This window comes from Roseateles sp. AC306, from assembly GCF_979253795.1.
The window spans coordinates 333,574-347,172 of the sequence record NZ_CEEDEB010000005.1 but is presented as its reverse complement, the minus strand read 5'-3'; the positions used below and the strand labels follow the sequence as shown (position 1 = coordinate 347,172).

Here is a 13,599-nt window from a genome sequence, read left to right as displayed (position 1 = left end):
CGCAGCAGGCTGTCCGGTTCTGACAGCGGATCTCGTTGGTGGGGTGACGAACCTTTTCGTTGCCACGCCAGCCGAGCCGCCCATGAACTCCACAGCCGCTTATTCGCTCATCACCCTGTTGCTCGGCCTGGCCGGGATGTCCGCCCAGGCTGCGGGCCGGCCCTATCTCGGGATCACGGGCCAGCCTGACACGCCCGGCTACACCTTCACCTACGGCGGCCAGACCTACGCCGGCAACAACCACTTCAATCCGCAGCCCGGCCGCGCGCTGGAAAGCACCTGGACGAACGTGCAGAGCACAAGCGGCCTGGTTTCGGCCGAACTTGGGCGGCTGCGCGTGGCCGAGTTCGGCGCGGCGCGGGTGACGGCCAACGACGGCACGCAGTTCGGCCTCGGGGGCAGCCTGCGCGAGGCGACCTTTCAGGACAGCCTGATCCTGCAGGGCGCCGGCTTCAATGCCGACACGGTGCTGCGCGTCGATTACCACTTCGGCGGCACTGCGGGCGGCCGCATCGAAACCAATGCCAGTGGCCGCCTGGACATCGACGCCACCCTCGGGATGAGGGTGGGCAACGAGGGCGTCGGCATTCGGGAGCGCACCTGGGCCACCGAGAACGTGCTGGCCGGCGGGCAGCAGCGCACGCGCAGCCAGAGCAGCGGCGCCTTCGACGTGACCGACACCGGCTTCAGCATGCGGTTAGGGTCGGTGTCCCCGTCGTTCGGCAGCTATCAGTTCGATCTGAGCTGGACGCTGTCGCTGACGGCCCAATGCCTGTTCTCGATGTCGCCGCCGCACCCGAGCCTGCCGACGCCCGTGGGCGGCTGCAGCTACAGCGCCGACTACGGCAACACCGCCAGCTTCATGGGGCTGAGCCTGCGCGACGGCGTGAGCGGCGCCGTGATCGACCCGACGAGCTACAGCCTGCGTTCGAGCAGCGGCTTCGACTACGCGCGGGGCTTTGCGCCTGCGGTGCCCGAGCCGCAGACCTGGGCGTTGCTGGCTTTGGGCCTGGGCGTTGTGGCCTTGCGGTGCTCAGCCCAGCAGCGGCGCGTCGGGTAGCTCGTTCAGGCGTGGCGCAGAGCTGCTTGCGTCGCGCGGAAAGTGCGCCACCAGCAGCGCGTCCACGGCAGTGATGGCGTCGCCAAGGCCCTGCTCGAAATGGCCGGCGCGAAAGGCCGCGCCCATGGCGTCGACCAGGCCCTGCCAGTGCGCACCGTCGACGCGCCGCGCAAGCGCGCGGTCCGCCACGATCTCGATGCGGTGCTCGGCCAGCAGCAGGTAGATCAGCACGCCGTTGTTGAGCTCGGTGTCCCAGACGCGCAGCTTGGCGAACATGGTGACTGCTCGCTCGCGCGCCGTCGCGTCGCGCCACAGATAGCTCAGCGGCAGGCTGGCCTCCACGCAGACTCGAATTTCGCCGCTGTGGCGCGCCTCGCTGTCGGCCACGCGCTGCTGCAGCCGGGCCAGCGCCTCGGCGGGCAGCACACGGCGCGCGTCGTCCTCGTCCCAGAGGCGGTGGCGGATGAGCCGTTTGATAGCCAGGCCTGCCATCACCAGTCTCCCGAGGCGCCGCCGCCGCCAAAATTGCCGCCGCCGCCGGACGAGAAGCCGCCTCCGCCGCCGCCGCCAAAGCCACCACCTCCGCCGCCGCCCCAGATGATGGGCGGCACCAGCATGCCGCCGCGTCGCGAGCCGCCGGACACGCGCCTTGCCGAGCCGATGCCGAACAGGCCGACCAGCACCAGCGCGGCGACTGCGGCGATGCCCGCCATGACCAGGCCGCCGCCAAGGGCCCAGCCGGCCGCACCGGCGGCGCCTGCCGTCGCCAGGCTGCCCAGCTTGCGCCCGAGCATGCCGGTCAGCAGCATGCCGACGACCGGCACGCCGAAGAAGAACAGCATGCCGAGGTCCTGGAAGCCGAAGCCTTCGTCCGCGGTATGCCGGGAAGGCCCCGATGCCGGCGCCGGCAGGCCTTCACCCGCGATACGCGCCTGCAGCTTCTCGATGGCGGCCTGCAGGCCGCCGGCGTAGTCCCCGGCCTGGAAGGCGGGCTTCATCGCCGTGTCGATGATCTGCCGCGCGGCCAGGTCGGGCACCGCGCCTTCCAGCGCCTTGGCCACCTCGATGCGCATCTTGCGGTCGTTCTTGGCAACGACGATCAGCAGCCCGTCGCCCACCGCGCGGCGGCCGATCTTCCACTGGTCGGCCACGCGTTGGGCATAGGCGGCGATGTCCTCCGGCGCGGTCGTGGCGACCATCAATACGGCGATCTGTGGGCCGGAGGCCTGCTCGTACGCGGCCAGCCGGTCTTCCAAGCCCTGGCGCTGTGCGGCGTCCAGCGTGCCGGTCTGGTCGATCACGCGGGCGCTCAAGGCCGGCACCGGCTGCACGTCCTGGGCCTGGACACAGGCCGCTGCCATCAGCAGCAGCAAGGCATTGAGCCAGCGCATCACGCGTTTACTGCGACGCGGCCGGCGCGGCTGGGGCAGCCGGCTTGGCCGTGCCGAAGTCCACCGTCGGCGCCGTCGTGATGGCCGCCTCGTTCTGCACGGTGAAGTTCGGCTTGGCCTTGTAGCCGAAGACCATCGCGGTCAGGTTGTTCGGGAAGCTGCGCGTGTGGACGTTGTATGTGGCCACCGACTGGATGTAGCGATTGCGCGCCACGGTGATGCGGTTTTCGGTGCCTTCAAGCTGCACGCGCAGGTCCTGGAAGCCCTGGTTGGCCTTCAGGTTCGGGTAGTTCTCAGTCACCACCAGCAGGCGGGACAGCGCGCTGCTCAGTTCGCCCTGGGCCGCCTGGAATTTCTTCAGGGCTTCGGCATCGTTGACGAGTTCCGGCGTGACCTGCACGGCGGTGGCCCGGGCGCGCGCCTCGATGACGCGGGTCAGCGTCTCCTGCTCGAAGTTCGCCTCGCCCTTGACCGTGTTGACGATATTGGGAATCAGGTCGGCGCGGCGCTGGTACTGGCTGAGCACCTCCGCCCAGTTGGCGTTGACCTGCTCGTCCAGCGACTGGAACTGGTTGTAGCCGCAGCCGGACAGGCTGGCGGCGACGACCAGGGTGGCAAGCATTCGGATCATGGGCGCGTTCATGCGTGCATCTCGCTGCGAAGAAGGTGAGCCAGCCACCGGCAAACAGCGTTCCCGACGGCAGCAACAGGGCCATGCATGGCAGCGGGGATAATTTCGGCCATGTTCGCCCCCCTCCAAAACGACAGCTTCCTGCGCGCCTGCCTGCGCCAACCCACCGAGCACACGCCCGTCTGGCTGATGCGCCAGGCCGGCCGCTACCTGCCCGAGTACCGAGCCTCGCGCGAGAAGGCCGGCAGCTTCATGGGCCTGGCCACCAACCCGGGCTATGCGACCGAGGTGACGCTGCAGCCGCTGGAGCGCTACCCGCTGGACGCGGCCATCCTGTTCAGCGACATCCTGACCGTGCCCGACGCCATGGGCCTGGGCCTGAGCTTCCAGCAGGGCGAGGGCCCGAAGTTCGCCAAGGTGGTGCGAGACGAAGCCGCCGTCGAGGCGCTGGCCGTGCCCGACATGGACAAACTGCGCTATGTCTTCGACGCGGTCACGTCCATCCGCAAAGCGCTCAATGGCCGTGTGCCGCTGATCGGCTTCTCGGGCAGCCCGTGGACGCTGGCCTGCTACATGGTGGAGGGCGGCGGCTCGGACGACTACCGGCTCGTCAAGAGCCTGATGTATTCACGCCCCGACCTGATGCACCGCATCCTGGACATCAACGCCCGCTCGGTAGCCGCCTACCTCAATGCGCAGATCGAGGCCGGCGCCCAGGCCGTCATGCTGTTCGACTCCTGGGGCGGCGTGCTGGCGGATGGCGCCTTCCAGCAGTTCAGCCTCGCCTATTCGCGCCAGGTGCTGGCCGCCGTGAAGACCGAGCACGAGGGCGTGCGCATCCCGCGCCTGCTGTTCACCAAGGGCGGCGGACTGTGGCTGGACGAGATTGCCGATGCCGGCGCCGATGTCGTCGGCCTGGACTGGACGATGAACCTCCGCGCCGCCCGTGCCCGCGTGGGCGACCGCGTGGCCTTGCAAGGCAACCTCGACCCCAATGTGCTGTTTGCGCCGCCCGAGGCCGTGCGTACCCAGGTGCGCGCCGTGCTGGACAGCTTCGGCAAGCCGGCGGCCGGCAGCGGCCACATCTTCAATCTGGGCCACGGCATCAGCCAGTTCACGCCGCCGGAGAGCGTCACGGCCCTGGTGGACGAAGTGCACAGCCACTCGCGAAAGCTGCGCGCTGCGGGCTGACAAAGCGAGAAATCTGCACTTGCACGGGGACTTATCCCCAAAAATTGGGATACGAGGCGGCGCGTTGAAGATTGGTGCGACGCAAATTGGCGTTTTCCCGGATCGTCCCTAAGTGATTGATTTTCAAGGGAAGCCCCAAAACCATGCGGCGGGCCAGTTCGGGGCGGCTCGCCCGGCGGCCGGGCGCCTTTGGCCCGCATCCGAGATTTGCTCACAAACTTATCCACAGAAATTGTGGGCAACCCAAGAAGCCTTACTAATCATGGACTTGCCCCCGCTTCCTGAGTCTGCGCTTCATGAAACGCATGGAGCTGTGCTTGCCTGAGGCCACCCAGGCGGCGGTGGTGCGCGTCGCCGTCGACGCCCCCCAGCACAGCGGTCTGAACGGCCCGCTTGACTATGCGAGTGAGCAGGCGCTCGCCTCGGGCACGCTGGTGCGCGTGCCGCTGGGCAAGCGGGAGCTGCTGGGCGTCGTCTGGCCGGGCGAGGCCGTTGGCGAGGCCGAGATGGCGCTGCGGCCGGTGGCGGCCGTGTTCGATGCCTTGCCACCGCTGGGCGCGGACTGGTGTCGGCTGCTGGACTTTGCAGCCGGCTACTACCAGCGCAGCGTCGGCGAGCTGGCCAGCGCGGTGCTGCCGCCGCAGTTGCGCGAGCTGTCGCCCGAGCAGCTTGCCGCCCGCCTGCGCAAGCTGGACAAGAAGCCGACCAAGGCGGCGGTGGCAGAGCCGCTCAAGCCGCCGCTGGCACCGGAACAGGCCGAGGCCGTCGCCCGCATCGAAGCGCAGCTGGCCAGCGCCGCCCCCAAACCCGCGCTGCTGTTCGGCGTCACCGGCAGCGGCAAGACCGAGGTCTATCTGCGCGCTGCCGAGGCCGCGCTCGCCGCCGGCCGCCAGGTGCTGGTGCTGGTGCCCGAGATCAACCTGACGCCACAGCTCGAAGCCCGCTTCACCGAGCGCTTCGCGGCCCTGCTGCCCGAACCGCTGGCCATCGTCTCGCTGCACAGCGCGCTGACGCCGGCCCAGCGCCTGCAGAACTGGCTGGCCGCCCATCTTGGCCGCGCACGTTTGGTGCTGGGCACGCGGCTGGCCGTGTTCGCCTCGCTGCCCGAGCTCGGGCTGATCGTCGTGGACGAGGAACACGACCCTTCCTACAAGCAGCAGGACGGCGCCCGCTACTCAGCACGCGACCTCGCCGTCTGGCGCGCGCATGACCTCAAGGTTCCCGTCGTGCTCGGCTCGGCCACGCCATCGCTGGAGAGCTGGCAGCACGCTGAAAGTGGCCGTTATGAGCGCCTGACCTTGGCGGCCCGCATCGGCGGCGGCTCGCTGCCCCGGGTGAAGCTGTTCGACATGAAGGCGCTGCCGCCCACCGCCGGCGTGACGACCGCGCTGACCGCGCCCTTGCTGGCCGCGCTGAAGGAGCGCCTGGACCGCGGCGAGCAGAGCCTGGTCTTCCTGAACCGCCGCGGCTATGCGCCGGTGCTGCATTGCGGCGAATGCCAGTGGAAGAGCGACTGCCCGCACTGCAGCGCCTGGCGCGTCTTCCACAAGCGCGACCGCACGCTGCGCTGCCACCACTGCGGCTTCACCGAGCGCGTGCCCAGCGCCTGCCCCAACTGCGGCAACCACGACATTGCGCCCCTGGGCCGCGGCACCGAGCGGCTGGAGGAGCAACTGGCCGAGGCCTTGCCCGGCGCCCGCGTGCTGCGCATCGACGCCGACTCCACCCGCCGCAAGGGCGAGCTGGAGGCACAGCTCAAGGCCGTGCACGACGGCGACGTGGACATCCTCGTCGGCACGCAGATGATCACCAAGGGCCACGACTTCCGTCGCATCCGCTTCGTCGCGGCAGTGAACCCGGACGGGGCCCTGTTCAGCAGCGACTTTCGCGCGCCCGAGCGCCTGTTCGCGCTGCTGATGCAGGCGGGTGGCCGCGCGGGTCGGGATGCGTCGGGCGAATCACCTGCGGAGATGTGGGTGCAGACCTGGCACCGCGATCACGCCCTCTACCAGGCGCTGGCGCGGCACGACTATGTGCGCTTCGCCAGGACGCAGCTCGACGAACGCCGCTCGGCCAGCCTGCCGCCGTTCTCCCACCTGGCCCTGCTGCGGGCCGAGGCGCGCACGGTGGACGCGGCCAAGGCTTTCCTCGCGGCGGCGGCGGAGCTGATGCAGGACGAGGGCGTGCTGGTCTACCCGCCGGTGCCGCACGCGGTGGCGCGGGTGGCCGACGTGGAGCGCATGCAGATGCTGGTGGAAGCCGGCCAGCGTGCGCGCCTGCAGGCCGCCCTGCGTGCCTGGGTGCCGGCGCTCATCGCACTGAAGCGCGAGCACAAGGCCGTGCTGCGCTGGGCGGTGGACGTGGACCCGCTGGCGATCTGAGCCCAGAAACGCCGAACGGCCCCGAAGGGCCGTTCGAAAGGAAGCAGCGGGAGCCTCAGCCGCGCGGTGCGTGGTCCAGCGTGCTGGCCAGCGCGGCGGCGCGCCGTTGCTGTTCCTGGCGGCGCAGCGCACGGCCCAGCGGGCGGTAAAGCGCAATGATCAGGCCGCCCAGAGCGCCGAGCAGCATGCCGGTGTCGACCTGGGGCACTGCGGCGCCGAATTCGCTGTCGGTCTGCGCCTGGGCTGGTGCCCAATGGCTGCCGCCGTTCAGTGCGGTGAGGCTGGCCGAGCCGATGCGGCCGGCGTCGGCAATGACGGTGGTCGCGGCCTGGCCCGACGTGCTTTGCAGACGTGGGTCATGCGGAGCGCCGGCAGGAGAAGCGGAGCTCAGGGCAACGAGGACAGCAGCAATGATCAGGACTTTCATGATGCGGGGCTCACCGTGAGAGGAAGTGCTGGAGCGCATTGTTCGCAGCCTAGCGTGGCGAGGGTGTGAACACTTCACGAGCTTGAGGGGACCCCCCGCGAATGGACGATTCAGTCCGTTGCCGTGTCGAGACGCGCTGCCGCCTTGGCGGCTAATTCGGCGCGCATCCGTTTTAGCTTCTCGCGCGGGTCCTCGCGCGTGCTGCCCTCGTGCAGCTTCATCTCGGCCAGGAAGCGGCTCGGAATGCCCACAACGGTATCGCGGCCTTTCTTGCGGCGGCGCAGCGTGGAGACGGCCAGCGTCGTCCGCGCGCGGGTGATGCCCACGTACATCAGCCGCCGTTCCTCCTGCAGCGCCTCCGCCGTCAGCTCCGCCTCCTCGCGCTTGAACGGCAGCAGCCCCTCGTTGACGCCGGCCAGCACGACATGCGGCCACTCCAGCCCCTTGGAGGCATGCAGCGTCGTCAGCGTGACCTGGTCCTGTTCGTCGCCACGCTCGGCCAGGGACAGGATGACGGAGATGGTCTGGGCCACGTCCAGCACGCTCTGCTTGGGCTCGGTGAAGCTGACGCCGCCTTCCTCGCTCTGCTGGCCGCCGCAGCGCTTGGCGACCCAGTCGACGAAGTCCAGCACATTGCCCCAGCGCGCCTGGGCGACCTTCTCGTTCTCCTCGTTGTCGAGCAGGTGGGCCTCGTAGCCGATGTCCTTCAGCCATTCGGTCAGCATGGCGTGCGCGGCGGTGTGGCCTTCGGTGTGCCTGGCCTTGTACTGCAGCTCGTTCACGCTGCGGCCGAACTCGTGCAGGCCGTCCAACGCGCGCTTGGTCAGCGCGGTGGCCAGGCTTTCGGAAAAGAGCGCCTCGAACATGCTGCACTTCCACTGCGCCGAGAAGGTGCTCAGGGCACCCAGTGTCTGGTGGCCGATGCCGCGCTTGGGCGTCGTCACGGCGCGCAGGAAGGCCGGGTCGTCGTCCTGGTTCACCAGCAGCCGCAGCCAGGCGCACAGGTCCTTGATCTCGGCCTTGTCGAAGAAGCTCTGGCCGCCCGAGACCTTGTAGGGGATCTGCGCGCGGCGCAGCGCCTGCTCGAAGATGCGTGCCTGGTGATTGGCGCGGTACAGGATCGCGAAGTCGCGGAACTGCGGGCCCTTGCCGTCCGCCCGCAGCTGCTGGATGCGAGCCACCGCACGCTCGGCCTCGTGCTCCTCGCCATCGGCCTCCAGCAGCACCACCGGCTCGCCGTCGCCGAACTCGCTCCACAGCTTCTTTTCGAAGATCTTGGGGTTGCCGGCAATGACGTTGTTGGCCGCGCGCAGGATGGAACCTGTCGAGCGGTAGTTCTGCTCCAGCGGAATGACCTTGAGGTTGGGGTAGTCGAGCGGCAGGCGCTTGAGGTTCTCGATGGTGGCGCCGCGCCAGCCGTAGATGGACTGGTCGTCGTCGCCCACGGCGGTGAACATGCCGCGCTCGCCCACCAGCGCCTTCAGCAGCTCGTACTGCACGGCATTGGTGTCCTGGTACTCGTCCACCAGCACGTAGCGCAACTTGTCCTGCCACTTTGCGCGCGCCTCGGCGTGGGTCGTCAGCAGCTTCAGGGGCAGGGTGATGAGGTCGTCGAAGTCCACGGCCTGGTAGGCCGACAGGCGCTCCTGGTAGCGCACCATGACGGCGGCGGCAGCGCGCTCGTCGTCGTCCTTGGCGACCTGGGCGGCTTCGGCCGGGCCGAGCCCCTGGTTCTTCCACAGCGAGATCGTCCACTGCCAGCGCCGCGCCTGGTTGATGTCGGTGGTGCCGCCGGCGTCCTTCAGCACGTTCAGCACGTCGTCGCTGTCGAGGATGGAAAACTGCTCTTTCAGGCCGACGCGCGAGCCTTCCTCACGCAGCAGGCGCACGCCCAGGCTGTGGAAGGTCGAGATTGCCAGGTCCTTGGCCGCCTTGTTCCCCACCAGTGCCTTGGCGCGCTCGCGCATTTCCTGCGCGGCCTTGTTCGTGAAGGTGATGGCCGCGATCTGGCTGGCCCGGTAGCCCGACACCAGCAGCTGCGCGATCTTGGTGGTGATGACGCGCGTCTTGCCCGAGCCCGCGCCGGCAATGACGAGGCAAGGGCCGCTCAGGTGATAGACGGCCTCGAGCTGCGCCGGGTTGAGGCCGGCCGATGCTTGGCCTGGGGGCGGGGCGGCGGACATGGGGCGCGCATCATGCCACTCGCGCGACACCCTCTCCTGGCAGGGCGCGCAAGCCCAGCCCGAGCAACAGCAGCGTGAAGAAGATGAAGCCGATGCGCGGCGCGTCCAACAGGCTGTCGAAGGCACCCACGGCGCCGAAGCCGATCAGCGCGGCGACGATGGCCGGCGCCAGCGGATGGTCGCGGCCGCGGCCGAAGCTGAGGCGCACAAGCGCCAGCACATAGGCCGAGCCCACCAGCGCCAGGCCCAGCAGGCCCTGCTCGAACAGCACATGCAGGGCCGCGTTCTTGATGTGCCACGGCAGGTGGTAGCGGTCGCTGGAGGAGAACCAGTGCGCCATCTCGCGGTTGAAGTCGCCGTTGACGAGGAGCTGCCGGCCTTGCGAGTCCTGCATGGCGATGCGCCCGATGTCGACGCGCGCGCCCTGCGTGTTGAGCGCCATCGAGAAGGTCACGAAGCGCGGCGCCCACCAGTCGCCGCCGAGCGCCGGCAGGCCGCCGAGCTTGACCTGGCTGGTCTGCCAGGCGAGGGTGCCTTCCGGCGCCCCCTCGGCCTGCACCGGCATGAGCGCCGGCTCGACGCTGGTGCAGTTGTCCGGGTAGATGAGGTTCTTCTCGCAGATCTGCAGCACGAGATGGGCTTCGCCGACGGTGCGGCTGACCAGCGTGATGGCCACCGGCCCGGGTGCTGGCGTGACGATGCGCTGGCTGAGGCGGAACTGCTCGCCGCGCCCCAGCAAGTGCTTGCCGCCGGTCAGCGCAAGGAAGGCCTCGGCCTCGTCGGTGCGCAGCCGGTAGTCACCGATCTGGGACTCGGGCGGCCCTTCGTAGAGATTGCTGCTGACGAAGCGGCCGGCGCCCTTGCCCAGCAGCCATTGCTGGCCACCGTGCAGCAGGCGCAGACCGTCGCGCCAGTGGCTCAGGCGCGTGTGGCCGTCTTCCTTCCAGGTGGCAACGCGGTCGCGCAGGTAGGCGCCCCCGCCCAGGGCCGCGACGATGGACATGACCAGCAGCAGCCCGGCCACCAGCAGCGCGCGCTTGCGCCAGCCGGCCGCGCCCGTGTTGCGCGCGCCCTGCAGCGGCCACAGGCGCGGCTCCAGCAGCATGGCGGCCCAGACACCGCCCAGCGCCAGACCGGCGGCCAGCGCCGTCCAGCGGCCGTCGGTGCCGCCCCAGTAGTCGGCGACGATGACCATGGTGGACAGCAGCCAGAACCAGCTGGTGGTCACCAGCAGCACATAGATCGGCCGTGTCTGGCCGGGCACGTCGCGCCAGCGCAGCGCCGCGCAGCACAGCAGTGCGACAACGTTCAGAACATAGGCCGCCTTGGGCACGGCCATGGACAACGCCCAGCTCGCGCCGCCCAGCAGCAGCGCCAGCAATCCGCCCATGATGACGGCCGTCAGCCGCTGGCCCAGGCCGGGCCGCCACAGGCTGGCCGGCATGGTCAGCAGGATGAGCATGACGAAGAACAGCGCCAGCAGGCCGCGATAGCCGCCGCCGCCGAAGACCAGCGCCGCCGCCAGCGCGAAGGCGCCCGCCATGGCGAGCGCGCCCAGCTTGGCCAGGCGCGGCAGAGGCTCGTCGACGGGGCCCAGCGTGCTGTCGATGTGGCTGCTCTCCGGGCCGGAGGAGGCCGCACGGCGGCGCTGGGCATCGGCCAGCAGCACCATCGGGATGAGGGCCAGCGGCAGCGCCAGGTAGACGCCGCGCGAGAAGGTCGTGAGGCAGGCATAGGCTGCCAGCAGCGCGATGACCAGGCCGACGCCGAACTGCCACGGCGAGCGCGTGCGCAGCAGGGCCAGCAGCGCGAATGGCAGGGTCAGCACGAGAAAGCCGTCCAGCGTGGCGCCGCCCACATGCATTTCCCAGAACAGGGCCGTGGTGCGGTAGTCGGTGGAGAAGTCGAGCAGGCCCGTGTAGGCCAGGCGCTCCCACAGCGCGGCGGCGCTGCCCGCAGCCAGCGCCAGCACCAGGCCCAGCAGCAGGCCGCGTGAGAAGCCCCGCGGGCGCGCGGCGGCGGCGGCCGTCCACAGCGGCAGCAGGGCCAGCACGAGGAAGATGGCCTTGGCGTTGCGCACCGAGTTCATGGCCTCGTGGTAGCCGTGGAACCAGCCGAAAGTGAAGCCGCCGGCATCGGCAAAGCCTCGTTTCACGCTCCACAGCGCCGACAGCGCCAGCGCCACGATCAGCACCCGCACGGCCGGCGAGTAGACGAGGGCGTGGCGCCAGGCCGGCGCGCGGTCGCGGGCGTTGAGCTGCAGCGCGTAGGCCAGATAACCGCCGCAGCCGCAGGCGGTGACGAGCAGGTCCATCTCCTCGAAGGTGATCCAGCCGCTCCATGGCGCCAGGCCGATCAGCGGCAGCGGAGCGAACAGCAGCACCGGCGTCTTGACCCAGAACACCGCTGCCAGCAGCACCGCAGCGCCCCAGGCCGCCAGGGCCAGCGGGCCGGACAGCGGGTAGTGCCAGGCCAGTTCGGCGCCGAGAAAGCCCAGGGCCAGGCCGGCCACCAGGGCCAGCCATTGCGTCTTGGTGGCCGGCAGCCGGAGCTGCATCTCACCCAGCCCCATCAGGCCGGCAGCAGGCACGGCGCCGACGGCAGCCATCAGCGCTTGCGACGCAGACAGGCCAGCAGGCCGGCGCCGGCCAGCAGTAGGGCCGCGCTGGCCGGCTCCGGCACGGCGGTGACCTGGATGTTGTCGAAGCCGACCACTTCGCCCGGCCCGGCATGGAATTCACCGTTGATGGTCAGGCTGGTCACGTTGGCGAGCACGCTGGCCAGGGACGGGCTCCAGCCGGCGGCGGGCGTGAGCGCCACGCTGTAGCGCTGCCACTCGCCGTTGGTGGGCGGCAGGCCGGCGGCGACGATGTCGAACTGCACGCTGCCCCCCGGACCACTGATGACGATGTCGCCGAAGCCACCCCAGTCACTGGAGATGCCGTTGACGTTCTTCGCATCAAAGGACAGCGTGCCGCCCAGGTAGGCCGACCAGTTGCCCAGCCAGGCCGAAGGGGCGCTGATCAGGATGTCAGTGTTGCCGTCGATGTCCGATACCTGCAACCAGCCGCCGGTATTGCCGCCGCTGGCCACCCAGGTCTGGGTGCCGCCCAGCGGCGCCACCGGCGTCGTCCAGCCTTCGTCGCCCGCATCGAAGCCGGCGGCCGTCGCGGCCAGGGGCAGGGCGATCAGCGATGAGATGAGGGACGCAATCAGCAGCGAACGACGGGCCATGGAACCTCCGCAGGTGGGGCGCGCATTGTTGCGCAGCGCCGCTGCCGGCGCATCCCAAGAAGCCCGTGCCCAGGGGCGCTCTAAGCGCGGGGCTGCGCCGGCCGCAGCCAGCGCTTCCACCAGGCCGGCGGCTTGGCGGCATCCCCGTCGGCCGGGGCGGCAGCGCTGCGCTGCGGGCTCAGGCCCAGCCATTCGCGCAGTTCGTCAGCCAACTGCTCCGCGCCGCGCGTGCGCAGATCGGGCGACTCGGCCATCGCCGAGCGCAACAGCGCGTCGAGCTTGATCTGCTGCTCCTCGCGCATGTTAGGCCACTGGTCGGCCGCGCTGCCGCGCAGCGGGGCCGGGCCCCGGGGGGTGTCTTCCCAGCCGCAGATCAGCACGCGGGCCAGGGCACCCAGGCCGTAGACCTCGCTGGCCAGGCTGGGCGGCTCCCCGCTGCGGCGCTCGGGCGCGATGAAGGCCGGCGAGGCGCCCAGACTCAGGCCGCGGTCGAAGGGGTCGGTGGGGTCGGGGATGCGGGCCAGGCCCAGGCCCATCAGGCGAATATCGCCGTCGTTGCCGAGCCAGACCATCGCCGGGTCCAGTTCCGACAGCAGCCAGCCCTGCTGGTGAGCCGAGCGCAGCGCCTCGCAGAGCTGCACCAGCAGTTCGATGCGCTGGCGCAGGCTCAAGCCGTGCAACTGTGGCAGCAGCGGCTCGCCGTGTTCGCCTTCGAGGATGAGATAGGGGTGGGCGTCGGGCGTCACGCCGCTGTCGCTGGGCACGGCGATGTGGGGGTGCTGCAGCCGGGCCAGATCACCGGCCTGGTCGGCATAGCGCAGCATGACGCCGGCGCCCAGGTCGCTGCGGTCCAGCACGAGAACGGCCGCCTTCTGCGTGGTGGCCATCGCGTGGTGGGCACCGTACCACTGGCCGGCATGGGCCTGCTCGCCGTCGGGCAGCGGCTTCTCCAGCCGCCACACGCCCAGCGCCTGGCCTTCGTCCAGCGGGGCGGCGGCGGCTGGCGGTGGCAGGGAGAGGTTGGGCATGCGCATGGCGCCGCATATTAGGGGGGACCCGTAGGGCGTTGCCATCCCACGCGGTCACAAACTGGTGCGTGGC

11 protein-coding genes are annotated in these 13,599 nt (G+C 70.0%); 3 read left to right on the top strand and 8 right to left on the bottom strand.

Annotated features, from left to right (window positions below):
- Positions 1–82 precede the first annotated feature (82 nt).
- On the top strand, positions 83–1,060 hold the full coding sequence (locus AC0IZJ_RS13675) for a PEP-CTERM sorting domain-containing protein (protein ID WP_471850566.1): 978 nt from the start codon (positions 83–85) through the stop codon (positions 1,058–1,060).
- On the opposite strand, the gene AC0IZJ_RS13670 is transcribed toward AC0IZJ_RS13675, so the two are convergent.
- The 3 genes from AC0IZJ_RS13670 to AC0IZJ_RS13660 are packed head-to-tail and all read right to left on the bottom strand — an operon-like array spanning position 1,034 to position 3,082.
- Positions 1,034–1,552, bottom strand: a complete 519-nt coding sequence (locus AC0IZJ_RS13670) for a TPM domain-containing protein (RefSeq protein ID WP_471850564.1) — start codon at positions 1,550–1,552, stop codon at positions 1,034–1,036. The genes AC0IZJ_RS13675 and AC0IZJ_RS13670 overlap by 27 nt on opposite strands.
- Positions 1,552–2,451: a TPM domain-containing protein gene (locus AC0IZJ_RS13665; RefSeq protein ID WP_471850615.1), complete on the bottom strand. Its 900-nt coding sequence runs from the start codon at positions 2,449–2,451 to the stop codon at positions 1,552–1,554. The genes AC0IZJ_RS13670 and AC0IZJ_RS13665 overlap by 1 nt, the downstream gene beginning before the upstream one ends.
- A 7-nt stretch (positions 2,452–2,458) precedes the next feature.
- Positions 2,459–3,082, bottom strand: coding sequence for a LemA family protein (locus tag AC0IZJ_RS13660; RefSeq protein WP_471850562.1), 624 nt, complete (start codon positions 3,080–3,082; stop codon positions 2,459–2,461).
- 111 nt (positions 3,083–3,193) lie between these two features.
- On the opposite strand from AC0IZJ_RS13660, the gene hemE reads away from it, so the two are divergent.
- Positions 3,194–4,273: a uroporphyrinogen decarboxylase gene (gene hemE, locus AC0IZJ_RS13655; protein ID WP_471850560.1), complete on the top strand. Its 1,080-nt coding sequence runs from the start codon at positions 3,194–3,196 to the stop codon at positions 4,271–4,273.
- 296 nt (positions 4,274–4,569) lie between these two features.
- Complete coding sequence (locus AC0IZJ_RS13650) at positions 4,570–6,654, top strand: primosomal protein N' (RefSeq protein WP_471850558.1); 2,085 nt, start codon at positions 4,570–4,572, stop codon at positions 6,652–6,654.
- A 55-nt stretch (positions 6,655–6,709) separates the two neighbouring features.
- Here AC0IZJ_RS13650 and AC0IZJ_RS13645 read toward each other — a convergent pair whose 3' ends face one another.
- From AC0IZJ_RS13645 to AC0IZJ_RS13625, 5 genes are all read right to left on the bottom strand, one after another.
- Positions 6,710–7,081 carry a hypothetical protein gene (locus tag AC0IZJ_RS13645; protein ID WP_471850556.1) on the bottom strand — a complete coding sequence of 124 codons (372 nt, stop codon included), beginning with the start codon at positions 7,079–7,081 and terminating at the stop codon, positions 6,710–6,712.
- A 110-nt stretch (positions 7,082–7,191) separates the two neighbouring features.
- Positions 7,192–9,264: an ATP-dependent helicase gene (locus tag AC0IZJ_RS13640; RefSeq protein WP_471850554.1), complete on the bottom strand. Its 2,073-nt coding sequence runs from the start codon at positions 9,262–9,264 to the stop codon at positions 7,192–7,194.
- A gap of 10 nt (positions 9,265–9,274) precedes the next feature.
- Complete coding sequence (locus AC0IZJ_RS13635) at positions 9,275–11,872, bottom strand: hypothetical protein (RefSeq protein WP_471850552.1); 2,598 nt, start codon at positions 11,870–11,872, stop codon at positions 9,275–9,277.
- Positions 11,872–12,498, bottom strand: a complete 627-nt coding sequence (locus tag AC0IZJ_RS13630) for a PEP-CTERM sorting domain-containing protein (RefSeq protein WP_471850550.1) — start codon at positions 12,496–12,498, stop codon at positions 11,872–11,874. Before AC0IZJ_RS13630 ends, AC0IZJ_RS13635 begins: the two co-directional genes overlap by 1 nt.
- An 80-nt stretch (positions 12,499–12,578) precedes the next feature.
- Positions 12,579–13,526 carry a protein kinase family protein gene (locus AC0IZJ_RS13625; protein WP_471850548.1) on the bottom strand — a complete coding sequence of 316 codons (948 nt, stop codon included), beginning with the start codon at positions 13,524–13,526 and terminating at the stop codon, positions 12,579–12,581.
- Positions 13,527–13,599 lie beyond the last annotated feature (73 nt).